This is a genomic window from Ferrimonas futtsuensis DSM 18154, assembly GCF_000422645.1.
GTDB classification, from domain to species: domain Bacteria; phylum Pseudomonadota; class Gammaproteobacteria; order Enterobacterales; family Shewanellaceae; genus Ferrimonas; species Ferrimonas futtsuensis.
The window spans coordinates 282095-304747 of record NZ_AUGL01000001.1; the positions used below are offsets into that span (position 1 = coordinate 282095).

Consider the following 22653-nt stretch of genomic DNA (forward strand, 5'->3'; position numbering starts at 1 on the left):
GCACCTTGACCTTCGCCGAGTGTTTATGGAGCGGCACGGACTAAAAGCCCAAGAGGTGCCCTGGGGCACCTCTTCTGTTGTCACACTCGCTACGCCAGGGTATCCAGCCACTGACGAATGGCCGCCGCCACCGCCTCCGGCCGCTCCATGGGCAGCAGGTGACCACACTCCGGCAGTTCGATGCGGCTGGCGTCGGGACAGAGGCGGCCGATGCGCGCCCAACTGCCCGGGGTCACCGTATCGCTGTTGGCCCCACGGATGATCAGGGTCGGTACCTTAAGCCTGCCCAGCCTGGGCCATATCCAGGGCGCCGTCTGGTAGATGTGCGCTTCCCACTCCCGGCTGTACCTCAGCGCCACCCCCTGGTCATTGGGCTCGAACGCCGCATGGATGTAATCGGTGAGCGCCTCATCATTCATGCCGGAAAACACCCGCTTGCCCCGGTGAAACTGAAAGGCCCCAAGGTGATCATCGAACTGATGGGGGCGACGCAGGGTCTTGGCCACCAGAGGCTGCTTTACCTTGAAGCGTTTGGGCATCAGCCGCATGGGCGCCACCCAGCGGGTTGGCAGGAACACAGGATCCAGCATCACCAGTCCCGCCACCTTGTGCGGGCAACGCATCGCCGCCAGGCAGCTGACCACCGCCCCCATGGAGTGGCCCGCCAGCAGTCTGGGCTCGGGCTGACCCTCCAACCAATCGGCCAGCTCCTCGGCCATGTGCCACCAGATGTCACTGGCCGCCTCATCCACCGGGCTGGTCAGGGGCTTGAGCAGGGGGGCTTCCACTGCCGCGTCCCAGGCCTGAAACAGCTGACGATAGGTTGCCGGGGGGAAGCCATTGGCATGGCTGAAGACCAGGGCGGGGCTACCCTGACCAAAGTGTTCAAACTTCAAGAGATCTCTCCGTGAGATACCCAGTGTAATGGGCGGTCCTACCAGAGTATCAACATGCCTTGTTGGATACTATAGTGACTCAGATGGGGGTACACTGGCGTTTACCCCACAAGGAGATGCAAGAGATTATGGATAAACACACCCAGACCGAGATTGAAGCCGCCACCTTCCGCCGCCTGCTCAGCCACCTGGACAACCACAAGGAGGTGCAGAACATCGACCTGATGATCCTGGCGGATTTCTGCCGCAATTGCCTGGCCAAATGGTACATGGCGGAAGCCAAGGCGCGCGGTGAAGAGGTGGATTACGATCAGGCCAGAGAAGTGGTCTATGGCGAGTCCTACGACAGCTGGAAGACCAAGTATCAGAAACCCGCCACTGCCGAGCAGATGGCCGCCTTTGAAGCCAGGCAGAAGGCCAAGGCTTCCCAATAACCATTGATCTCACTATGCTACGCAGCCTTCTGTTTCTTTTGGGACTCGTTATGACTCAAGCCGCTGTGGCCATCCCCTCTCTCTGGCAACAGGCAGTTCAGGGGGAGTTTACCGGTGTCGATGGGGTAACCCTGAGGTATGCCCACCTGCCCAACCCGTTTGCTCGTGGCACGGTTGTGATCGCCAGCGGGCGCTCGGAAGGCTATTTGAAATACGATGGCTTGGCCGAAGACTTGCACAAAAGTGGTCTCGAGGTCTTTATCTGGGATCACCGCGGCCAGGGACTGTCCGATCGACTCAGCAGCAATCGCTTCCTCGGCCATGTTCAGCGCTTTGAACACTACGTGGAGGATATGCACACCTTTATGACTCAGGTGGTGCAGCCCAGCAACCCGAAGAAACTCTATCTGGTGGGTCACTCCATGGGCGGCGCCATCGGCACCCTCTATATCCTGGCGCATCCAGGGGTCTTTGACGCCGCGGTGTTCTCTGCCCCCATGTACGGCATCCAGCTTCCCGGGCCCAGGTGGGTTCTGCAGCCGGTGTTGTCGATGCTGGCAAGCTGGAATCGTTGGCAGGGCAAGCCTGGCTACATCCCCGGAGGGACGGACTACCAGCCCATCCCCTTCGAAGAGAATGCCCTGACTCAGGATCCTGAGCGATACCAGGCATTCCAGGCGCTCTACCAGCAGGTCCCTCAGTTGCAGCTGGGCTCCCCCTCCAATCACTGGATGATGGAATCCTTCGACGCCATGGACAGGATCAAGCAGCAGGCGCACAAACTGAGCACGCCTACCCTGGTGATGCAGGCCGGCCAGGATGTCATCGTCGACAATCAGGCGATGGAGCAGGTGGTCGCCCTGGGCAAAAACATGCAGCTGATCGCCCTGAGTGACGCGCGACATGAGTTGTTGGTGGAGATCCCCAGCATCCGAGACCGGGTGTTGAGCGCCATCACCCAGTGGCTCGACAAGCACTGATCAAAAAAGGCGCCGATGGCGCCTTTTTGTTGCTCTCCCAGAGCCCTAGCTCAGCACCTCTTCCAGGGCGCCGAGGCACAGGGTGACGTTCTCCTCCCGGGCGGCGTAACCCATCAGGCCGATGCGCCACGCCTTGCCCGCCAGATCCCCCAGGCCGGCGCCGATCTCCAGGTTGAAGCGGTTGAGCAGCTGGCTGCGCACCTCGGCATCGTTCACCCCTTGCGGGATGTAGACGGCATTCAGCTGCGGCAGGCGATGGGCCTCCTCCACCACAAAGCTCAGGCCCAGCTTCTCCAGACCGGCCTTCAGTTTCTGGTGCATGCTGGCGTGGCGGGCCCAGGCGTTCTCCAACCCCTCTTCGTGCAGCAGGCGCAGGGACTCATGCAGGGCATAGAGGCTGTTCACCGGGGCGGTGTGGTGGTAGCTGCGCTTGCCGGTGCCGCTCCAATACCCCATCACCAGGGTCTGGTCCAGGAACCAGCTGGGCACCGGAGTCTTGCGGGCCTCCAGCTTGGCCACCGCCCTGGGCGAGAAGGAGACCGGTGAGATGCCGGGGACACAGGAGAGGCACTTCTGGCTGCCTGAGTAGATGGCGTCGATGCCCCACTCGTCCACGCGCAGCTCCACCCCTCCCAGGGAGGTCACCGCATCGACGATGGAGAGGCAATCGTGCGCCTGGGCCAGGGCACACAGCGCCTTGGCGTCGGAGAGGGCGCCGGTGGAGGTCTCGGCATGGACGAAGGCGAGGAACCTGGCGTCGGGGTGGGCCTTGAGGGCCGCCTCCACCTTGTCGAGGCTCACCGGGGTGCCCCAGGCATCGTCCACCACCACCGCTTCGCCGCCCAGGCGCTCAACGTTCTGACGCATCCGCTCACCAAACACCCCGTTGCGGCAGACGATCACCTTCTCACCGGGCTCCATCAGGTTGACGAAGCAGGTCTCCATACCGGCACTGCCTGGCGCCGACACGGCGATGGTGAAGGGATTCTCGGTCTGGAAGGCGTACTGCAGCAGCGCCTTGACCTCGTCCATCATGGCGATGAAGCTGGGATCCAGGTGGCCCACGGTGGGCTTACCCAGGGCCTGCAGCACCTGAGGATGAACATCGGAGGGGCCGGGGCCCATCAGGGTCCGGGATGGCGGGTTGAACGGCTTGAACGACATGGCGACCTTCCTGCAAATTGGCCTGAGTAACATAGAATATCCCAAGTTAGCACGGTTTAACTCGGCCTGGGTATAGGACGAAAGTAATTGACCGTTTTAAACGCTTATCCATAAAAAAGGCTGCCCGGAGGCAGCCCATTGCGTCGGGAGGGGGGGCGATTAGAAACTGTCGGTGGCGTTGATCCCCACTTGGGTACCGGGCTGGGTAAACCTGTCCATATTGGTTCAGCCATCCTCGATGCCGGACACGTCGTCCCAGCGGACATACCTGTTGTCCAACAGGTTGAACACCCCTCCACGAATCACCAATGCTTCACCAACTCGGCGATGTCGTTCATCTGGCGATCGTCGATCTGCTGGGAATCCACCACCACCCTGGCCGCCGGCACCTCCTCGGCCAGGGCATGGGGAGCCGCGAGGGTGACCAGGATGGCCACTGCTGTGGGTGACGGCGTGAACATGCTATCCGGTCCCAATAATTGAGCTCACCCATTTATTTGAGTGCGGATGATGATAGTTTGGATTTGACCAGGTCTTCTGCAAATTTATTTGGCGCCCTTTACAAAACGGCCACCCCGAAGGGTGGCCTGGACTCGTCAAAGTCAGGTTCGTTTCTTTCTGGACACCAGGACCTAAGCGCGGGTCTCCTGGAGCATTGCCTGCTCCTCCTCCACGCTGATGGTCTTGGCCAACAGGGTGTACATCACCGGCACCACAAACAGGGTGAACAGGGTGCCCACCGACAGCCCCACGGTGATCACCAGACCGATGTTGTATCGGGAGACTGCACCGGCACCGGAGGCCAGCACCAGAGGCATCACCCCGAGCACCATGGCCGCAGTGGTCATCAGGATGGGGCGAAGACGCAGGGCCGCCGCCTCAATCACCGCTTCCGCCTTGTCCTTACCAGTGCGCTGCAGTTGGTTGGCAAACTCCACGATCAGGATGCCGTGCTTGGAGATCAGTCCCACCAGGGTGATCAGGCCCACCTGGGTGTAGATGTTCAGGGTGGCCGCGCCCAGGAACAGGGGAATCATCGCCCCGAAAATGGACAGGGGGACGGTCACCAGCACCACCACGGGATCCCGCCAGCTTTCAAACTGGGCCGCCAGCACCAGGAAGATCACCACCAGGGCCAGGGCAAAGGTAACGTACAGGGCGCCACCCTCGGTCTCAAACTGCCGGCTCTGGCCACCGAAGTCGTAGGCGTACCCTTTGGGCGCAATCTCCTGCAGCTTGGCCTTGAGGAAGGTGTGAGCATCGGCAATGGTGGCGGCACCGGGCATGGGCATCGCCTCCAGGGTGGCCGAGTTCAGCTGCTGGAACTGGGTCAGGGCGTTGGGGATCACCTCCTCTTTCACCGTCACCACGGTGGAGAGGGGAATGGAGGCGCCGGTGTCACTGCTGACATAGAGGTCGGCGATGCGATCCGCGGTGGAGCGGAACGGCGCATCCGCCTGAGGAATCACCTCATAGCTGCGTCCCTGGATGTCGAAGTAGTTGGTGCGGAAGTCCCCCAGTTGGGTGGAGAGCACGCTGCCGATGGTCTGCATGGAGATCCCCAGCTGACCCGCCTTCTCCCGGTCGATCTCGATGTGAACCTGGGGCTTGTTCATCTTCAGGGTGCTGTTCACCACCATAAACAGGCCGCTCTGCAGCGCTTCGCGCTTGAGTTTGGTCATCACCTCGTTGAGGGTGGCGTGATCCGCGGTGGTGGTCACCACGAAGTTCACCGGCAAACCGGAGGCCACCCCGGGCAGGGCGGGCGGGTTCACACTGAAGATCTCCAGGCCGGCGATCCCTTTGGCATCGCGCTGCACCTGGGGCTGAATCTCCATCTGGCTGCGCTCCCGCTGGCTCCAGGGCTTAAGACCCAGTACCGAGAAGAAGCCACTCTCACTGGGATAACCGGCAAACACCAGGGCCATGTTGTACTCGGGGTACTGGGAGGCCATGTTGATGAACTCGTGGCCATAGGCCACGGCGTAATTGACGTTGGCGTTGTCCGGGCCGCTGGCGATGTTGAACAGGTAACCCTGATCCTCGTCCGGGGCCAGCTCAGACTGGGTCATCATGAACATGGCGCCGATGGCGGCAAACAGCAGTATGGCCGCGGTCACCATGGCCGCCTTGTAGTAGCCCACTACCTGCTCCAGAATGCGCTGATAGCCATCCTTCACCCGGTCAAACAAGCGATCCAGGAACTGGGGGAAAGGCTTGTGCAGATCTTCCTTGTTCAACAGCTTGCTGGCCATCATCGGCGACAGAGTCAGGGCGATGAAGCCGGAGATCAGCACCGCGCCGGCCAGGGTAAAGGCAAACTCGGTAAACAGGGAGCCGGTCAGGCCGCCCATAAAGCCGATGGGCGCGTACACCGCCGCCAGGGTGATGGTCATGGCGATCACCGGCATGGCGATCTCACGGGCGCCGACGACGGCGGCCCGTACCGGGGAGAGCCCCTCCTCAATGTGACGGTGAACGTTCTCCACGACTACGATGGCGTCATCCACCACCAGGGAGATGGCCATGACCAGCGCTAGCAAAGTCAGCAGATTAATGGAGAAGTCCAGACCCAGCATCACCAGACCCACACCCACCAGGGAGAGGGGTACGGTGACGATGGGGATCATCACACTGCGGAGGGAGCCCAGGAACAGGAACACCACGATCACCACGATCACCACGGCTTCGCCCAGGGTACTGAGTACCTCGTCGATGGACTCCTGGATGAACTCGGTGGAGTCGTGGTTCATCACCTGATTCAGGCCATCAGGCAGGTTACGCTCGATCTCCGGCAGCACCTCATACACGCCCTTGGCCACATCCAGGGGGTTGGCTTCCGGGGTGGTGGTGATGCCCACGAAGATGGCGGGCGTGCCCTTAAACAGGCCCTGCACCTTCTCAGACTTGGCTGCCAGCTCGATACGAGCCACGTCGCGCAGCCGCACCACGGTGTTGCCGTCGCTCTTGACGCTGATGTTGCCGAAGGAGGCCTCATCCTGCAAAGAGGTAGACGCCCGCACCGAGGTCACGGTGTAGCTGTCTCGTACCTCACCGGCGGCAGACTGGAAGTTGTTCTGGGTCAGCACCTGATTGATCTGATCGGCGGTCACCCCATTGGCCTGCATCCGCACCGGATCCAGCCAGATGCGCATGGAGAACTCCTTCTCACCATAGAGCTGGGCTTCCGCCACCCCCTCGACCTCGGTGAACTTGGGCTGCACCACCCGTTTCAGGTAGTCGGTGATCTCCACCCCACTCATGGTGTCACTGAAGTAGGCCAGGTACATGATGGCTCCGCCACCGGCCACACTCTTGGCGATCACCGGATCGTCGATGCTCTGGGGCAAACGACCCTGAACCTCATTGAGCTTGGTCAGCATCTCCGCCATGGCGGTGTTGGCGTCATAGCCCAGGTTGAGGAACACCGAGATGGTGGACACGCCGGCCTTGGAGCTGGCGGTCACATAGTCGATCCCCTCGGCTGAGGAGATCGCCTCCTGGATGGGCTGGGTCACGAACCCCTGCACCAGCTCGGCGTTGGCGCCGGGGTAAACAGTGGTGACGTCGATCTGGCCAATCTCCATGTCCGGATACTGGCGCACCTGCATGTCCATCAGGGCCCGGGCACCAAACACCAGCAGCAGCAGGTTGAGAACAATGGCCAGGACCGGACGGCGAATAAAGATATCGGTAAACTTCATGGGTACCCCTTAGAGTTCCACGGCGTTGGAGATGGTCACCGGGGTGCCGTTCTCCAGCTTGGAGGTACCTGCATTGACCACCTGCATCCCGGGCTCCAGGCCACTGAGGATGGAGACCAGATCGCCCCGCTGTTCGCCTACCTGAACGTAGATGCGACGCGCCACCTGTTGGCCCTTGTCGTCTTTCTCCACCACGAACACCGCATCGCCGAAGGGACTGTAGGCCACGGCGGTGCTGGGGACCACAATGGGGGTCAGGGTGTCGCGCATCAGCAACCGGATGTCGGCGTACATGCCCGGGTGCAGCTCACCGGTCTGGTTGGGCACCTTGGCACGGATGGCGATGTTACGGGTCTTCTCGTCCACCTTGGCTTCCACGGCGATCACCTGGCCACGGAACTCCTTCTCGGGGGCGGCACTGACGTGGAACACCACCTCCTGGCCGGTGTAGAGGCTGGGCAGGTACTGCTCGGGCACGGAGAAGTCGGCGTAGAGAGAGCGGATATCCTGCAGGGTCACCAGGGCGTCGCCATTTTTGATGTACTCACCCATGGAAAACTTGCGAATACCCAGTACCCCGGTAAAGGGGGCACGAATGTTTTTCTTGGCGATGGTGGCCCGGGTCTGCTCCACATTGGCGTTGGCCACCTTGAGGTCGGCGCTGGACTGATCGAAGTCGGTTTCGGAGATGTTGTTCTTACGGAACAGGCCTTCGTTACGCTTGAACTTGATCGCCGCCAGTTCTGCCTGGGCCTGATAGCTCAGCAGGTTAGCCTGCTCCACATCGTCGTTGAGGGTGATCAGCAGCTGACCCGCTTCCACCTGCTGGCCACTCTTGAACAGGATACCGTCGACGGTACCGGAGACCTCAGCCGCCAGTTCGATCCCCTCGATGGCGTTCAGGGTGCCCACGCTGGCCACCTGGGGGCGCCAGCTTTCGGTCCTGGCTTCCACCACGGAGATGGTCTCGGGGGGCGGGGCATAGGCCGCAAACTTGGCCATGCCCTCTTGAATCTGTTTGAACTTGATGCCGCCGATGATCGCCAGAATCACCAGCAGACCACCCACAACCAAGGCAAAACGCTTGAACATTACCGAACTCCTTGTGACCGGTAACTCAATCCGGCCCGAGATACTGAGAGGGATTCAGGGATCGGATCCCACTGCCCCAAATTTGACTGAGCGCAGTTTACAGACATGCACGTATGTATGTCTAATGGGCCAATGTAACTAAGTGTAATAAAGGTGATCTGGATCACACCAAAAAACAATCAGGCCCCATGAGTATGGGGCCTGTTGATCAACAAAGTATGGACAATCGGTTTGGCGGGTCAGCGCAGGAAATAACGGTAGGCGGCAGACCCGGTCACTTCCCGGCACTCCAGAGGCAGGGTCGCCAGGAAGCTGCTCAGCTCCTCATCCCCTTCCTCAGCGCACTCCAGTCCCATCAGCACCCGGCCGTAGGCGGCACCGTGATTGCGATAGTGGAACAGGGAGATGTTCCAGCGCTGCCCCAGGCGCAGCAGGAACTGCAACAGCGCCCCGGGATGTTCGGGAAACGTCACATGGAACAGGCGCTCGCGCACCGGCTGCGGGGGCTGGCCGCCCACCATGTAGCGCACGTGCAGCTTGGCGGTCTCATCCTGTGACAGGTCCTCATGAGGGTAGCCCTCCCGGGACAGTTTCTCACTGATTCTGGCCAGCTCCAGAGCGTCGGCGATGCGCAGGCCGACAAAGATGTTGGCACTGTCCCTGCCTGCCAGCCGGTAGTTGAACTCGGTGATGGAGCGCTGTCCCAGCAGCTGGCAGAAGCGCAGGAAACTGCCCTTCTTCTCCGGGATGGTCACCGCCAGAACCGCTTCCTTGCCCTCACCCAGCTCACAACGCTCGGAGACATAGCGCAGGCTGTGGAAGTTGACATTGGCCCCAGACAGGATCGCCGCCAGTCTCTCATCGCCTTCCCGGCCTTCGCGATAGCGTTTCAGTCCGGCCAGAGCCAGGGCACCGGCAGGCTCGGCGATGGCACGGGTATCCTCGAAGATGTCCTTCACCGCCGCACAGATCTCATCGGTGCTGACGGTGATCACCTGGTCCACGCACTGTTGGGCCACCCGAAACGGCTCCTCTCCGATGCGCTTCACCGCCACCCCGTCGGCGAACAGGCCCACCCGATCCAGGGTCACCGGAAATCCGGCCTCCAGGGCAGCCTTGAGACAGGCCGCGTCTTCGGGTTCGACGCCAATCACCTTGATGTGGGGGGCCAGTGCCTTGATGTAGGCGGCCACGCCCGCCACCAGGCCACCGCCGCCTACGGGCACAAACACCGCATCCAGCTGACGCTGCTGCTGCAACAGCTCCTGGCCTATGGTGCCCTGGCCGGCGATCACCGCCGGATCGTCGAAGGGGGGGATCAGGGTCAGCCCCTGATTCTCCGCCAGCTCACGGGCATGGCCATAGGCGGCGTCGAAGTTATCGCCGAACAGCACCACCTCGCCACCATGGCCCCGCACCGCATCCACCTTAATGTCTGGGGTGGTGGCCGGCATCACGATCACCGCCCGGATCCCCAGGCGACTGGCGGAGAGGGCCACTCCCTGGGCGTGGTTGCCGGCGGACGCCGCCACCACACCACAGGCACGCTTGGGCTCCGACAACTGATGAATGCAATTGTAGGCGCCTCGAAGCTTGAAGGAGTGAACCGGCTGCTGATCCTCCCGCTTCAGCCACACCTGCGCCCCCAGACGGGCGCTGAGTTTGGCCATGGGATCCAGGCTGGTCAGCCTGGCCACGTCATACACCGGTGCCATCAGGATACGGCGCAGATACTCCTGGGCCAGATCCTGGCTCTGCGACTTGGCCAGGGCCACCATCAGGACTCCTCCAGCTTGGTCAGATCCCGCACGGCGCCCTTGTCGGCGCTGGTGGCCAGCATGGCGTACGCCTTCAGCGCCGGGCTCACCTGACGCTGACGGCTCTGCGGCTTGAAGCTGCAGTTGGCGGCACGCTGTGTCAGGGTTTGCTCATCCACCTGAAGGGCGATGGTGCGCTGAGGAATGTTGATGCTGATGGTGTCGCCGTTCTCCACCAGGGCAATCACCCCGCCACTGGCCGCCTCGGGAGAGACGTGGCCTATGGAGAGACCTGAGGTGCCACCGGAGAATCGGCCATCGGTGATCAGGGCACACTTCTGCCCCAGCCCCATGGATTTCAGATAGCTGGTGGGATAGAGCATCTCCTGCATGCCTGGGCCCCCTTTGGGTCCCTCATAACGGATCACCACCACTTCTCCGGCCTGGACCTCGCCGTCGAGGATGCCGGCCACCGCCGCCTCCTGGCTTTCATAGACCCGGGCAGGCCCGATGAAGGTGAGGCAATCGTCCGGCACCCCGGCGGTCTTCACTATGCTGCCATTGGGTGCCAGATTGCCGGAGAGCACCGCCAATCCCCCCTCTGAGGAGTAGGCATGCTCAAAGCTGCGGATGCAACCGTTCTCACGATCGTCGTCCAGCTCAGGCCAGCGGCAGGACTGGGAAAAGGCCTGGGTGGTGCGCACCCCGGCGGGACCGGCGCGATAAAACTCCAGCACGCTCTCCTCTGAGGTCCCTTTAATGTCGTAACGCTCCAGCACCTGTCCCAGGGTACCGCCAGCCACGTGAGGCACACTGGTGTCCAGCAGGCCGCCACGGGCCAGCTCCGCCAGCAGGCCGATGACGCCACCGGCACGGTGCACATCTTCCATATGGTAATCCGGGGTAGAGGGGGCCACCTTGCACAATTGGGGCACCTTACGGGACAGGGCATCCATGTCCGCCATGGTGAACGCCACCTCCGCCTCCTGAGCGGCGGCCAGCAGGTGCAGCACCGTATTGGTGGAGCCGCCCATGGCGATGTCCAACGCCATGGCGTTGCCGAAGGCGGCGCGGGTGGCGATGCCCCGAGGCAGGGCGGTCTCGTCCTCCTCCTGGTACCAGCGGCGACACAGGTCGACGATGCGTTTGCCCGCCTCCAGAAACAGCTGCTGGCGATCGCTGTGGGTGGCCAGCATGGAGCCGTTGCCCGGCAACGACAGTCCCAGGGCTTCGGTCAGACAGTTCATGGAGTTGGCGGTAAACATCCCGGAGCAGGAGCCGCAGGTGGGGCAGGCACTGCGCTCCACCTGTTCCGCCTGTTCATCGGAGACATTGGGATCGGCGGCCTGGACCATGGCATCCACCAGGTCCAGTTTGATCAACTGCTCAGAGAGTCGGGTCTTGCCCGCCTCCATGGGACCGCCGGAGACGAAGATCACCGGAATATTGAGACGCAGAGACGCCATCAGCATGCCGGGGGTGATCTTATCGCAGTTGGAGATGCACACCAGGGCATCGGCGCAGTGGGCGTTGACCATATACTCTACCGAGTCAGCAATCAGTTCCCTGCTGGGCAGGGAGTAGAGCATACCGCCATGGCCCATGGCGATGCCGTCATCCACGGCGATGGTGTTGAACTCCTTGGCAACCCCACCGGCTTCCTCAATGGCACCGGCCACCAGCTGGCCCATATCCTTGAGATGCACATGGCCGGGGACAAACTGGGTAAAGGAGTTGGCCACCGCAATAATGGGTTTGCCGAAGTCCTGATCCGTCATACCTGTGGCACGCCAGAGGGCTCGGGCCCCCGCCATATTCCGACCCGATGTGGAGGTCGCTGATCTCAGTTTCGGCATTGTTCTACCCTTTTATTACAACACTTTTGCCGTGGTACAGGCGGCAAACTCCTGCTTGTTTTCCTGCTCTTCGCTGACGTAATCCAGCCAGCCCCACTTGTCTTCTGTGACGCCACTGAACAAGCCAAAGAAGGCCGCCTGCATGTCGGCGGTAACGGGGCCGCGCTCACCTTCACCAACCTGGATGCCGTCCACCGAGCGGACAGGCACGATCTCGGCGGCGGTGCCGGTCATGAAGATCTCGTCGGCCAGATAGAGCGCCTCACGAGCCAGCGCCTCCTCCTTCACCTCATACCCCGCATCGCGGGCCAGGGTGATGATGGTGTCCCGGGTGATGCCGGGCAGAATGGCGGCGGTCACCGGCGGGGTGATCAGCACGCCGTTTTTCACCAGGAACAGGTTCTCACCTGCGCCTTCGGAGATCTGGCCATTGGTGTCCAGGGCGATCCCCTCGGTGTACCCGTGGCGCTTGGCTTCACCGGAGATCAGCTGGGAGGAGAGGTAGTTACCCCCGGCCTTGGCGCCGGTGGGCATGGTATTGGCCGCCAAACGGTTCCAGGAGGAGACGCAGACATCCACTCCCTGCTTGGTGCTCTCTTCACCCAGGTAGGAATGCCAGGGGAAGGAGGCCACAATCACCTCGGCCTGACTGCCTGGAGGCACGTTCAGCCCCAGGCCGACGTTACCGTAGAACGCCAGAGGACGGATGTAAGCGCTGTCCAGGCCGTTGTCGACAATGGTGTCACGGCAGGCCTGTTCCAGCTCCGCCGGGGTATAGGGGATAGGCATCCGGTAGATCTTGGCGGAGTCGTACAGGCGCTGAATGTGCTCCTGCAAGCGGAATACCGCCGGTCCCCTGGGAGTATGGTAAGCACGGATCCCCTCGAACACCGAGGAGCCGTAATGCAGGGCATGGCTAAGAACATGCACCTGGGCATCCTGCCAGGGCATCATCTTGCCGTTAAACCAGATAAAATCCGCTTGGCTCACAATGTGCTCCTTAATTAGCCGTTGGCGATGCGCGCCTGGGAGATCTCCAGGCGACAATTCTTTACGTCGTACAGCTTGTCCAGCTGACGGGTCAGGTGCTCAATGGGGCGTTCGCTGGCCACGGTCACCGCAATGTTGGCCTTACGATCCATGCTGCTCATGTGCATATGGCACACGGTAAAGCCACGGTGGCGGGTCACCCGCAGGACACGCTCCAAAACCTCTGGCGCCGGATTCATCTCGATATACAAAGTGTGCTGACTCATGACTGCTTCTCCATCATATCGCTATTGGATGCCCCGGGTGGTACCAGAGGCCAGACGTTTTCTTTCTCGGAGATGGACACGTGTAACAGGAAGGGTCCATCGCTGTTTATCAGTTGTTCCAGAGCCTCCTCCACCTGGTCTTCACGCCAGATGTGGGCCCCGGGGATGTCGAAGGCCGCCGCCATGGCCACGAACTCCGGGTTGTCGGACAGGTTGGTTTCGCTGTAGCGCTCCTCGAAGAACAGCTCCTGCCACTGCTTCACCATGCCCAGGCGCTGGTTGTCCAGCAGCAGAATCTTCACCGGCAGCTTGGCCCGCTTGATGGTGGTCAACTCCTGACAGTTCATCATGAAAGAGCCGTCTCCGGAGACCACCAGCACCGGCTTATCCGGGTGGGCAAACTGGGCGCCGATGCCAACCGGCAGGCCGAAACCCATGGTGCCCAGGCCGGCGCTGGAGAGATGAGTCTCCGGGCCATCAAACTCCATATGCTGGGCCACCCACATTTGATGCTGGCCCACATCACAGGCCACGGTGCTGCCCTTGGGCAGGCGGTCAGAGATGGTCTTGAGCAGCCTGGGGGCAAAGATCCCCTCGAAGGGCGCGTCGTAGCTGAAGGCCCACTCTCGGGAACGCTGGTCACAGAGGTCACGCCACTGACCACACTCCAGCGCCATCGCCATCGCCGGCAGCACCTGCTTGAGGTCGGCGCTGTGGCTCAGGTGGGCCGCCTTTCTCTTGGAGAACTCCGCCGGGTCGATGTCCAGGTGAATCACCTGGGCGTCCGGGGCGAAGGTGTCCAGTCGACCGGTCACCCGGTCGTCGAAGCGGGCACCGACGGCGATCAGCAGGTCACACTCCTGAACCGCCATGTTGGCCGCCTTGGTGCCGTGCATCCCCAGCATCCCCATGTAGCCTGGGGTGCCGGGTGCCACGGCGCCGATCCCCTTGAGGGTGGCCACCGACGGCATGCCGGTGGTGGCGATAAACTGACGCAGCTCGGCAACGGCGTCCGCCATGCCAACACCACCGCCCACATAGAGGACCGGGCGCTTGGCCGATTTCAACATCTGGTGAGCCTGCTCCAGAGGGAAGTCACCGATGCCGGCGGTGCCATTGGTGTGGGCCGTCAGGGGCGGGTGGTACTCCACCATCCCCTGCTGAATGTCCTTGGGAATGTCCACCAGTACCGGACCAGGACGCCCCTCTGCCGCCAGGGCAAACGCCTGCTGCAGGGTGTCACACAGCTCATCGGCGGTACGCACCAGGAAGCTGTGCTTGGTGCAGGCCAGAGACAGCCCCAGCACGTCGATCTCCTGGAAGGCGTCGGTGCCTATGGCCGCATTGGGCACCTGGCCGGTGATGGCGACCAGCGGAATGGAATCCATGTAGGCGTCCGCCAGAGCCGTCAACAGGTTGGTGGCGCCCGGACCCGAGGTGGCAATGCACACCCCGGTCTTGCCTGAGGCACGGGCGTAACCAATGGCGGCGAAGGCCGCCCCCTGCTCATGGCGAGTCAGGGTGTGGTTGACGGACGAGTCGAGCATGGCATCGTAAACGGGCATGATGGCACCGCCGGGATAGCCAAACACGGTATCCACCCCGAATCCTTCCAATGTACGAATGACTGCTTCCGCTCCGCTGATCATCGGCTTACTCCCCTCGGTTCAACCAGCTCATGCGGCTGCGCAGTTCGGCACCAACCTTTTCGATTGGGTGCTCACACTCCGCCTTTTGGGCGGCTCGGTAGTTGGTGCTGCCGGCTTTGTACTCTTCAACCCACTGACGGGTGAATTCACCGGACTGAATCTCCGCCAACACCTGCTTCATGGTCTCCTTGGCGCGATCATCGACGATGCGATCACCACGAGTCAGGGCACCGTAAGCGGCCGTGTCGGAAACGAACTCGTGCATGCGGGAGATGCCGCCCTCGTACAGCAGGTCGACAATCAGCTTCAGCTCGTGCAGACATTCGAAGTAGGCCAGCTCAGGCTGATAGCCCGCCTCAACCAGGGTCTCCCACCCCTTACGCACCATGGCCACCGCGCCACCACACAGTACCGCCTGCTCACCGAAGAGATCGGTCTCGGTCTCCTCCTTGAAGTTGGTGGTCAGTACGCCGCCTCGAGTGCCACCGATGGCATCGGCGTAGGCCAGGGCCCTGGCGTGGGCATAACCGGTCGCGTCCTGGTGAACCGCCATCAGGCAGGGAACACCGGCGCCCTTCTCATACTCGGTACGCACCAGGTAACCCGGTCCCTTGGGGGCCACCATGGTCACATCGATGTTGGCGGCGGGCTCGATCATGCCGTAATGAACGTTCAGGCCGTGGCTGAACATCAGCATGGCGCCCTCTTTGATGTTGGGCTCGATGTGCTCCTTGTAGCAGTCTGCCTGGGCCATGTCGGGAATCAGCACCATCACTACGTCGGCGTCACGTACCGCTTCGGCGAAGGGAACCGGCTGCCAGCCCTCCTCCTCCGCCTGCTTCCAGCTGGCACCGCCGGGGCGCAGGCCGATGACTACATTCACTCCGCTGTCGCGCAGGTTCAGGGACTGGCCTCGGCCCTGGCTGCCATAGCCGAGGACGGCGACGGTCTTGCCTTGTAACAGACTCGGGTTGGCGTCAGCTTGGTGATACATCTGGGTCATGGTTGCTTCTCTCCGTGGACTTCAGGGTAAAAAAAACCCCCCGGACCTTTCGGTGCGGGGGGTGGCTGTTTGGTTGACGTCTAGGCTGATTGTGCCTGAACCAAACGCGTTCCCCCGCCGGTGATAATAATCACCACGGTCAGGACCACGACTAGGACTAGGTTCAGGGTTACAGGCATCATCGGTTCGATTCCTACGTCTTTTCTCTTGTTGGTGACCCCCGCAAAGGCGTTTTGCGGAGAGGTCGAAATTTAAGCTTATTTAGAATTAGCACACCCAAATTAACGATGCAAAGAAAATTTTCCATTTGTGAGAAAAAGAGAAATGTAACCAAATATTACAAACACAGTGTTCTCTGAGAAGGCGCTAAAATAGGGGATAACCACGCAGTTGCAGGGAGGCAATTTATGGCGTTGGCTCAAGTTTTTACCCGTGCCGAGTTGGGGATGGACGCCCCGCTGATCCGGGTGGAGGTTCACATCAGCGGCGGCCTGCCCAGCGTCACCCTGGTGGGGTTACCTGAGGCTTCGGTAAGGGAATCCAGAGAGCGGGTGCGTGCGGCCCTCAACAGTTGCGGCTTTCAGTTTCCCGCCCGGCGGGTCACCGTCAACCTGGCCCCGGCGGAGCTGCCCAAGCAGGGGGGGCGCTTCGATCTGGCCATCGCCCTGGGGATCCTGTGCGCCACAGACCAACTTCCGAAATCATGTGTCAAAAATCGGGAATTTTTCGGCGAACTGTCTCTATCTGGCGAGATAAGGCGCTGCTCCGGGCTGCTGCCCGCGGCCCTGGCGGCCAAAACACAGCGGCGGCAGATGGTGGTCCCCGCCGAAGGCAGCGACGAGCTGTCACTGGTGCCGGAGCTGGATGCCCTGAAAGCGCCCAGCCTGCCGCTATTGGTTGCCGCCCTGACCGGCCAGGGACCGCTGACTCCCATAGAACAGGATCCGTCCCAGACAGACGCCCCACCCCGGGGGCGGGATCTCAGTGAAGTGATCGGCCAGCAACAGGGGAAACTGGCGCTGATGATCGCCGCCAGCGGGGGTCACAATCTTCTGCTGATGGGGCCTCCCGGCACCGGCAAGACCATGCTGGCCAGCCGACTGTGCGATCTGCTTCCCTCTCTGCAGGTGGGCGGGGCCCTGGAGGTGGCGGCCATCCACTCGGTGGCCGGGCTGCCCCGATCACCGGCACAGTTGCTGCAAAGGCCGTTTCGCACCCCCCACCACTCCAGCTCGGCAGTCTCCCTGGTGGGAGGCGGCAGCCTGCCCAAGCCCGGAGAGATCTCCCTGGCTCATCACGGGGTGCTGTTTCTCGATGAACTGCCCGAATTTCCCCGCACCGTACTGGACAGCCTCAGGGAACCCCTGGAATCCGGCGAGGTGGTGATCTCCCGAGCCGCCGCCAAACTGCGCTACCCAGCCCAGTTTCAACTGGTGGCGGCGATGAACCCCAGCCCCTGCGGCGAAACCGGCCATCAAAGCCGCTCCACCCCTGAACAGATCCGCCGCTACCTGGGGCGACTCTCCGGTCCCTTCCTGGACCGATTCGATCTGACGGTGGAGGTAGCCAGGCTCGCACCGGGGGAGTTAACCCGCCAACACCAGCCTCAGGGGCTGACCACAGAGCAGGCCAGAGCCCAGGTCATGGCCGCCCGGGAGCAGGCGCTGAATCGACAGGGGACCCTCAACGCCCGGCTTTCCCCGTCGGCATTGGGCAGCGAGGCGAAGATAGAGCCGGATGCCGCCGCCTTCGCCGAGCAGGGGCTCAATCGGCTGGGGCTTTCCGTCCGCGCATTCCACCGTATTTTGCGGGTCAGCCGTACCCTGGCGGATCTTCAGCAGCAGGAGTGGGTCAACCGATCCCACGTGGCCAAAGCCTTCGGCTTCAGGGCCATGGACAAGCTGATGGCGCAACTGAGGCTGGAGTAGCATAAAGACAAAGGCAGATCCGCCTTGAGACACTGGTCAGAGCTGTTTAACATGTCCTCAAGTTTAGCCTGCGTCACGGATGGATCTGTTGAACACTTTTCGCGGCCTGTTGGCCTTCTCCGGCTACGTCATCAATACCCTGTTCTGGTTTCCCGTGGTCTTTGGTCTCGGGCTGCTCAAACTGCTGCCCATAGACCCGCTGAAACGCGCCTGCAGCTGGGCCGCCGATCAATGCGCTACCGCCTGGATCAGCATCAATAACCTGAATCAGGCGGTTCTCAGCGGCAGTCGCATGGTGGTGGACTCCCTGCCGGAGCTCTCCCCCAGGCAGTGGTATATGGTGATCTCCAATCATCAGTCCTGGGTAGACATCCTGATACTTCAGCGATTGTTCAATCGCCGCATCCCCTTTATCAAATTTTTCCTCAAATGGGAGCTGATCTTCGTGCCGGTCATCGGCCTGTGCTGGTGGGCATTGGATTTTCCCTTTATGCGCAGGTTCTCTGCCCAGTACCTGAAGAAGAACCCGCATATGAAGGGAAAAGACATTGAAACGACAAAAAAAGCCTGCGAAAAGTACAAAACCTCACCGGTCACCATCATGAACTTCGTCGAGGGAACCCGCTTTACAGAGGACAAGCGCGACCGGCAGAATTCCCCGTTTTCGCAACTGCTCAGACCAAAGGCCGGGGGTTTAGCCTTTACCCTAGACGCCATGGGACCCAAATTACAGCGGATGCTGGATGTCACCATCTACTACCCGGATGGCGCCCCCAGTTTCTGGGATTACCTCTGTGGCCGGGTACCGGAGATCCGGATCACCGTGGATCAGCGCTCTCTGGAGGAGCTGCACGCCATCGGCTACGACTCCCCGGAACAGAAGGCCGAGTTCCAACAGTGGCTCAATGGCCTGTGGCATGAGAAGCAGCGGCAACTGTCCGACTGCAGCAACGATGAACACCGATAGACTATGTTGAATTTTCTTCCCAGCCCCGTGCTGTTTCTGATCAACGCCACCCTTGCGGCGTTGAATATAGCGCTCTGGAGCAGCCTGATCCTGATGCTGGCCCTGCTCAAGCTGGTGCTGCCCATCCCGGCGGTGCGCCTCAAACTGACCGCCATGGCCAATGGTTGCATGAGATACTGGGTGATCCTCAACCACGCCACCTTCGGCTTGACCACCCGCACTCGCTGGAATATCACCGGCCTGGACGATCGACTCAGCACCCGGGGCTGGTACCTGGTGCTCTCAAACCACATGAGTTGGGCCGACATCTTTGTGGTCTCCATTGTACTGCGGGACAAGATCCCCATGCTGAAGTTCTTCCTCAAGCATCAGTTGGTCTACATTCCCCTGATGGGGATGGCCTGCTGGGCCCTGGACATGCCGTTTATGCGGCGCTACTCCAAGTCCCAGGTGGCCAAGAACCCCAAGCTCAAGGGAAAGGATATCGAGACCACCCGCAAGGCGTGTGCCAAATTCCGGGACACACCCACATCGGTGATCAACTTCATCGAAGGCTCCCGACTGACCCCGGAAAAACACAAACGCCAGCGCAGCCCCTACCGCTATCTGCTAAAGCCCAAGGCGGGAGGCATCGCCTTCGCCATGGCCACATTGGGTGACCAGTTCCGCCATGTGGTGGACCTGACCATCGTCTACCCTGGCGCCCGGAATAAGATCATGGCTTCGCTGCTCGGTGGTGAGCTGGAGACCATCGCCGTCGATGTTCGGGTGCTGCCCATGTCCGAGGTGCCTCAAGGCGACTACGACCGGGATAAGGAGTACCGGGTGGAGTTTCAACGATGGCTGAATGTTCTGTGGCAGGAGAAAGACCACAAGATAGAACAGTTGCTGCAGGAACATTCTTCTGCCCCGGGTTTCTACCGGACACTTGCGTCAAAGTGACTCTAAACCAACAGAAAAAAGGCTCCCCAGGGGGCTTTTTTTGATCCTGGGCCATTGTCGACAACACCACGGGTTGTCGACAATAAAGCGCAAATAAATATTTCTCAGCTTGATTCTCACCTTGATTCACATGATCACAAAGTCATTTCAAATCAATCATTTAGATCATTAATACACCCTGAACCCCACTCAGATTACACTAACGTCTAAGTTAACACATTGTTGACAATCGATCGAAATGCACCCAAGCTGTGACCCATGTCTCACTTGGTGCTTTTTTGATCATGAGCGAATCCCAACGTCAACTGACCCTGGCAGACCAGCTGGCTCACAAGCTGCAAGTGGCCATTGTCCAGGGCGAGATCTCCGCCGGCAGCAAGATCAATGAACAGGAACTGGCCGCCCGCTATGGCGTCAGCCGGGGCCCGCTGCGGGAAGCCCTGCAGAAGCTGGAACGACGCCGCCTGGTGGTTAAGGCCCCCCACATTGGCGCCCGGGTTGCCCAGTTGACCCCAGAGGAGCTGGGGGATCTCTACCAGGTCCGGGCCGAACTGGAAGCGATGGCCTGTCGACTGGCCGCCAGCCGCATCAGCGCCAGCCAACTGGCCCAGTTACAACTGCTGCTCAAACGCCAGGAGAAGGTGTTCGCCGGCCAGAGCGGCGACTACGCCCTGTTCGACGACATCGATTTTCACCTGGGCATCATTCACGCCAGTGGCAATCAGACCCTGATCCACACCCTGACCGACGACCTCTATCATCTGTTGCAGATGTACCGAAACCAGTGCAGCAGCGGTCGCCGTCCCATGGAGGCCCTGGCCCAACACCGACGAATTCTGGACGCCATCGCCGACGGCGATGGTGAGCTTGCCGCCCTGCTGATGCGCCGCCACATTGAGTCTGGCCGTGCCAACACCGAGCGGGTACTGAGAAACCAAATGGAGGAGATTTCAGGATGACCATCCCAACACCGGGCCAGCGTTTTCGCGACGCCGTAGCCAACGCCAAGCCGCTGCAGATCGTCGGCACCATCAACGCCTACATGGCCCTGATGGCCGAACAGAGCGGCCACCAGGCCCTTTACCTCTCCGGTGCCGGGGTCGCCAACGCCTCCTTCGGCCTGCCGGATCTGGGCATGACCTCAATGAACGACGTGGTCATCGATGCCAGCCGCATCACCGCCGCCACCGACCTGCCCCTGCTGGTGGACATCGATACCGGCTGGGGCGGTGCCTTCAACATCGCCCGCACCATCCGCGAGTTCGAGCGTGCCGGCGTGGCCGCAGTACACATGGAGGATCAGGTGGCCCAGAAGCGCTGTGGGCACCGGCCCAACAAGGCGGTAGTGAGCGTGGAGGAGATGTGCGATCGCATCAAGGCCGCCGTCGACGCCCGCCGTGACGACAGCTTCGTCATCATGGCCCGCACCGACGCGGTGGCGGTCGAAGGACTGGAGAGCGGCATCGAGCGCGCCCAGGCCTACCTGGAAGCCGGCGCCGACATGATCTTCGCCGAAGCCCTGACCGAACTGGACCACTACCGTCAATTCAAGGCTCAGGTGAAGGCGCCGATCCTGGCCAACATGACCGAGTTTGGTAAGACCGAACTGTTCGGCAAGGAGGAGCTGTTTGAGGCGGGAGCCGACATGGTGCTCTACCCCCTGTCTGCCTTCCGCGCCGCCAACGCCGCCGCCCTCAACGTCTATGAGGCCCTCAAAACTGACGGCCATCAGCGCAGTCAGGTGGAGAAGATGCAGACCCGCATGGATCTGTACAAATTCCTCGGCTATCACGACTACGAACAGAAACTGGATCAGCTGTTCGCCGACAGCAAGGCGTAATCCATCCAGTCCAAAGAGCAACTTCAGGAGAGAAGGAAAGAATCATGGTAGATAAAGCACTTGGAGGCGCCGGCCTCCGCGGCCAAAGCGCCGGTGAAACCGCCCTCTGTACCGTTGGCAAGTCCGGCACCGGACTCACCTACCGCGGCTACGACATCGCCGAGCTGGCAGACAAGGTCAGCTTCGAAGAGGTGGCCCACCTGCTGCTCAAGGGGCACCTGCCCAACGCAGAGGAACTCACCGCATACCGCCAGAAGCTGAAGAACCTGCGTGGTCTGCCCCAGCCCCTGAAGACGGTGCTGGAGCAGATCCCCGCCGACGCCCACCCGATGGACGTGATGCGCACCGGCTGCTCCATGCTGGGCAACCTGGAAACCGAGGAGAGTTTCGAGCAGCAGGGCGAGATGGCCGACCGTCTGCTGGCGGCCTTCCCCTCCATCATCTGCTACTGGTACCGCTACAGTCACGACGGCGTGCGCATCATCACCGAGACCGAGGATGAGCAGATCGGCGCCCACTTCCTGCGGCTGCTGCACGGCAAGGCCCCCAGCGAGCTGCACGCCAAGGTGATGGACGTCTCGCTGATCCTCTACGCCGAGCACGAGTTCAACGCCTCCACCTTCACCGCCCGGGTGTGCGCCTCAACCCTGTCCGACATGCACTCCTGCGTCACCGGAGCCATCGGCTCCCTGCGTGGCCCCCTGCATGGCGGTGCCAACGAGGCGGCCATGGAGCTGATTCAGGATATGAAGGATGAACAGGACGCCATCGCTATCCTCAAGCAGAAGCTGGTCAATAAAGAGAAGATCATGGGCTTCGGCCACGCCATCTACCGCGAGTCTGACCCCCGCAACGCCATCATCAAGGGCTGGTCTGCCAAACTGGCGGAAGAGTTCGGCGACGACCGTCTCTACCGGGTCTCCGTGGCCTGTGAAGATCTGATGTGGCAGGAGAAGAAGCTGTTCTGCAACGCCGACTTCTTCCACGCCTCCGCCTATTACTTCATGGGGATCCCCACCAAGCTGTTCACCCCGATCTTCGTCTGCTCCCGCCTGACCGGCTGGGCCGCCCACGTGATGGAGCAACGGGCCAACAACCGCATCATCCGCCCAAGCGCGGACTACACAGGTGAAGAGCCTCGCAGTGTCCCCGAGCTGAGCCAGCGCTAAGCCGCTCCAAGCCAGC

At 61.3% G+C, this 22653-nt stretch carries 19 protein-coding genes; 8 read left to right on the top strand and 11 right to left on the bottom strand.

Going from position 1 to position 22653, the window contains the following annotated elements:
• Positions 1–89 precede the first annotated feature (89 nt).
• On the bottom strand, positions 90–896 hold the full coding sequence (locus G505_RS20215; RefSeq protein ID WP_035384945.1) for an alpha/beta fold hydrolase: 807 nt from the start codon (positions 894–896) through the stop codon (positions 90–92).
• A 128-nt stretch (positions 897–1024) separates the two neighbouring features.
• Between G505_RS20215 and G505_RS0101350 the strand changes: the two genes are divergently transcribed.
• Positions 1025–1330: a DUF1244 domain-containing protein gene (locus G505_RS0101350; RefSeq protein WP_028107951.1), complete on the top strand. Its 306-nt coding sequence runs from the start codon at positions 1025–1027 to the stop codon at positions 1328–1330.
• 50 nt (positions 1331–1380) lie between these two features.
• Positions 1381–2310 carry an alpha/beta fold hydrolase gene (locus tag G505_RS0101355; protein ID WP_028107952.1) on the top strand — a complete coding sequence of 310 codons (930 nt, stop codon included), beginning with the start codon at positions 1381–1383 and terminating at the stop codon, positions 2308–2310.
• 45 nt (positions 2311–2355) lie between these two features.
• Here G505_RS0101355 and G505_RS0101360 read toward each other — a convergent pair whose 3' ends face one another.
• From G505_RS0101360 to ilvC, 10 genes are all read right to left on the bottom strand, one after another.
• Positions 2356–3474, bottom strand: coding sequence for a pyridoxal-phosphate-dependent aminotransferase family protein (locus G505_RS0101360; protein ID WP_028107953.1), 1119 nt, complete (start codon positions 3472–3474; stop codon positions 2356–2358).
• A 302-nt stretch (positions 3475–3776) separates the two neighbouring features.
• Complete coding sequence (locus G505_RS22950) at positions 3777–3935, bottom strand: hypothetical protein (protein ID WP_157508953.1); 159 nt, start codon at positions 3933–3935, stop codon at positions 3777–3779.
• A gap of 171 nt (positions 3936–4106) precedes the next feature.
• Complete coding sequence (locus G505_RS0101375) at positions 4107–7178, bottom strand: efflux RND transporter permease subunit (RefSeq protein ID WP_028107954.1); 3072 nt, start codon at positions 7176–7178, stop codon at positions 4107–4109.
• 9 nt (positions 7179–7187) lie between these two features.
• Positions 7188–8270, bottom strand: coding sequence for an efflux RND transporter periplasmic adaptor subunit (locus G505_RS0101380; protein WP_028107955.1), 1083 nt, complete (start codon positions 8268–8270; stop codon positions 7188–7190).
• A gap of 239 nt (positions 8271–8509) precedes the next feature.
• Positions 8510–10048, bottom strand: a complete 1539-nt coding sequence (gene ilvA, locus G505_RS0101385) for a threonine ammonia-lyase, biosynthetic (protein WP_028107956.1) — start codon at positions 10046–10048, stop codon at positions 8510–8512.
• Positions 10048–11883: a dihydroxy-acid dehydratase gene (gene ilvD / locus G505_RS0101390; RefSeq protein WP_028107957.1), complete on the bottom strand. Its 1836-nt coding sequence runs from the start codon at positions 11881–11883 to the stop codon at positions 10048–10050. The genes ilvA and ilvD overlap by 1 nt, the downstream gene beginning before the upstream one ends.
• Positions 11884–11898: 15 nt before the next feature.
• Positions 11899–12876, bottom strand: a complete 978-nt coding sequence (locus tag G505_RS0101395; protein WP_211219919.1) for a branched-chain amino acid transaminase — start codon at positions 12874–12876, stop codon at positions 11899–11901.
• Positions 12877–12887: 11 nt separating this feature from the next.
• Entirely contained in the window at positions 12888–13139 is a 252-nt protein-coding gene (ilvM, locus tag G505_RS0101400; protein ID WP_028107959.1) for an acetolactate synthase 2 small subunit, read from the bottom strand.
• Positions 13136–14788: an acetolactate synthase 2 catalytic subunit gene (gene ilvG, locus G505_RS0101405; protein ID WP_028107960.1), complete on the bottom strand. Its 1653-nt coding sequence runs from the start codon at positions 14786–14788 to the stop codon at positions 13136–13138. Before ilvG ends, ilvM begins: the two co-directional genes overlap by 4 nt.
• A gap of 4 nt (positions 14789–14792) precedes the next feature.
• Positions 14793–15791 carry a ketol-acid reductoisomerase gene (gene ilvC, locus G505_RS0101410; protein WP_028107961.1) on the bottom strand — a complete coding sequence of 333 codons (999 nt, stop codon included), beginning with the start codon at positions 15789–15791 and terminating at the stop codon, positions 14793–14795.
• Positions 15792–16198: 407 nt separating this feature from the next.
• Between ilvC and G505_RS0101420 the strand changes: the two genes are divergently transcribed.
• From G505_RS0101420 to prpC, 6 genes are all read left to right on the top strand, one after another.
• Positions 16199–17719, top strand: a complete 1521-nt coding sequence (locus G505_RS0101420; protein WP_028107962.1) for a YifB family Mg chelatase-like AAA ATPase — start codon at positions 16199–16201, stop codon at positions 17717–17719.
• A gap of 79 nt (positions 17720–17798) precedes the next feature.
• A complete protein-coding gene (locus G505_RS0101425; RefSeq protein WP_035384946.1) occupies positions 17799–18686 on the top strand; it encodes an acyltransferase in 888 nt (295 codons plus the stop codon).
• A 3-nt stretch (positions 18687–18689) separates the two neighbouring features.
• Complete coding sequence (locus G505_RS0101430) at positions 18690–19628, top strand: acyltransferase (protein WP_028107964.1); 939 nt, start codon at positions 18690–18692, stop codon at positions 19626–19628.
• Between the two features lie 284 nt (positions 19629–19912).
• Entirely contained in the window at positions 19913–20587 is a 675-nt protein-coding gene (locus G505_RS0101435) for a GntR family transcriptional regulator (RefSeq protein ID WP_035384974.1), read from the top strand.
• Positions 20584–21468, top strand: a complete 885-nt coding sequence (prpB, locus tag G505_RS0101440; protein ID WP_028107966.1) for a methylisocitrate lyase — start codon at positions 20584–20586, stop codon at positions 21466–21468. The genes G505_RS0101435 and prpB overlap by 4 nt, the downstream gene beginning before the upstream one ends.
• A 44-nt stretch (positions 21469–21512) precedes the next feature.
• The gene (prpC, locus tag G505_RS0101445) at positions 21513–22637 is read left to right on the top strand and encodes a bifunctional 2-methylcitrate synthase/citrate synthase (protein WP_028107967.1); all 1125 of its coding nucleotides are present in this window, start codon (positions 21513–21515) and stop codon (positions 22635–22637) included.
• Positions 22638–22653: the final 16 nt, after the last annotated feature.

Bases quoted from the DNA above. Each gene is read 5' to 3' on its own strand.
- G505_RS0101380 (WP_028107955.1), bottom strand. From the start codon at position 8,270: ATGTTCAAGCGTTTTGCCTTGGTTGTGGGTGGTCTGCTGGTGATTCTG.
- G505_RS0101425 (WP_035384946.1), top strand. From the start codon at position 17,799: ATGGATCTGTTGAACACTTTTCGCGGCCTGTTGGCCTTCTCCGGCTAC.
- G505_RS22950 (WP_157508953.1), bottom strand. From the start codon at position 3,935: ATGTTCACGCCGTCACCCACAGCAGTGGCCATCCTGGTCACCCTCGCG.
- G505_RS0101430 (WP_028107964.1), top strand. From the start codon at position 18,690: ATGTTGAATTTTCTTCCCAGCCCCGTGCTGTTTCTGATCAACGCCACC.
- G505_RS0101375 (WP_028107954.1), bottom strand. From the start codon at position 7,178: ATGAAGTTTACCGATATCTTTATTCGCCGTCCGGTCCTGGCCATTGTT.
- G505_RS0101355 (WP_028107952.1), top strand. From the start codon at position 1,381: ATGACTCAAGCCGCTGTGGCCATCCCCTCTCTCTGGCAACAGGCAGTT.
- ilvG (WP_028107960.1), bottom strand. From the start codon at position 14,788: ATGATCAGCGGAGCGGAAGCAGTCATTCGTACATTGGAAGGATTCGGG.
- G505_RS0101350 (WP_028107951.1), top strand. From the start codon at position 1,025: ATGGATAAACACACCCAGACCGAGATTGAAGCCGCCACCTTCCGCCGC.
- ilvD (WP_028107957.1), bottom strand. From the start codon at position 11,883: ATGCCGAAACTGAGATCAGCGACCTCCACATCGGGTCGGAATATGGCG.
- G505_RS0101435 (WP_035384974.1), top strand. From the start codon at position 19,913: ATGAGCGAATCCCAACGTCAACTGACCCTGGCAGACCAGCTGGCTCAC.
- G505_RS0101420 (WP_028107962.1), top strand. From the start codon at position 16,199: ATGGCGTTGGCTCAAGTTTTTACCCGTGCCGAGTTGGGGATGGACGCC.
- ilvA (WP_028107956.1), bottom strand. From the start codon at position 10,048: ATGGTGGCCCTGGCCAAGTCGCAGAGCCAGGATCTGGCCCAGGAGTAT.
- prpB (WP_028107966.1), top strand. From the start codon at position 20,584: ATGACCATCCCAACACCGGGCCAGCGTTTTCGCGACGCCGTAGCCAAC.
- ilvM (WP_028107959.1), bottom strand. From the start codon at position 13,139: ATGAGTCAGCACACTTTGTATATCGAGATGAATCCGGCGCCAGAGGTT.
- G505_RS0101360 (WP_028107953.1), bottom strand. From the start codon at position 3,474: ATGTCGTTCAAGCCGTTCAACCCGCCATCCCGGACCCTGATGGGCCCC.
- prpC (WP_028107967.1), top strand. From the start codon at position 21,513: ATGGTAGATAAAGCACTTGGAGGCGCCGGCCTCCGCGGCCAAAGCGCC.
- ilvC (WP_028107961.1), bottom strand. From the start codon at position 15,791: ATGACCCAGATGTATCACCAAGCTGACGCCAACCCGAGTCTGTTACAA.